Origin of the sequence: Bradyrhizobium sp. Mp27, from assembly GCF_029953005.1 — a bacterium.
Lineage (GTDB): Bacteria > Pseudomonadota > Alphaproteobacteria > Rhizobiales > Xanthobacteraceae > Bradyrhizobium > Bradyrhizobium barranii.
On record NZ_JASAUS010000586.1, the window covers coordinates 1 to 687 of the forward strand.

Genomic DNA, 687 nt, shown 5'->3' on the forward strand with positions numbered 1-687 from the left:
CTCAAAAGTTCTTCTGGAGTGATCATCGATGGTGTCCACCTCGTTCATGGTGGACACCTCATCCCATCCCCGCGCTCAACTGCATAGGTGCGTAGAAAGGAGCGCTTACGGATGAAGAGCAGTCGGGGCTCGAACATGCGCTTTCGATAAGGCTCACCGTCGACCATAGCCTTGAGGCAGAGTGGACACTATGACGAACGGGTCAAAGAGGACCAACTGAGCATCAGGGCGCTAGCCTTCCACGATCGTCAGGACGTCGCGCCAAGCCGGCTCGGGCCTTATGCAGACCGGCATCTGGGCTAGGGACGTCAATCCGTGCTCAACCGGATAACCAAGGGTCCGACGGCATCCCGCGGGCTGATGGCGGAAGCCGGACGTGTCGCGCGCCAGGAATTCTCGAAAGACTCGCAGATACTGTTCGCCGAAACCATCAAAGAAGCCAAGCTGGCCGCCCAGCGGCTCGGAGCGCTGGTGAGTGACCGGCTTCACGCGATGCTCGACGTGCAAGCTATGGGGCTGTCCGGCGGCGGAATCTCCCTCCATGATGGAGACCTGCCTCTGCGCCGGTTGGGCGTCGGTTGAGCTATGGCTGATTTTGGGTGACGCGGCCTGATCAGGCGGCGTGGCTTTCAGTGTTCGGAATGACTTCGATTCCGTCGATGAACTTTACACCGGCGATGACTTTCG

The 687-nt window shown here is 59.5% G+C and carries 1 protein-coding gene; it reads left to right on the top strand.

Annotated features, from left to right (window positions below; translation table 11 throughout):
• Positions 1 to 315 precede the first annotated feature (315 nt).
• Positions 316 to 582: a hypothetical protein gene (locus QJT78_RS51870; protein ID WP_060913161.1), complete on the top strand. Its 267-nt coding sequence runs from the start codon at positions 316 to 318 to the stop codon at positions 580 to 582.
• Positions 583 to 687: the final 105 nt, after the last annotated feature.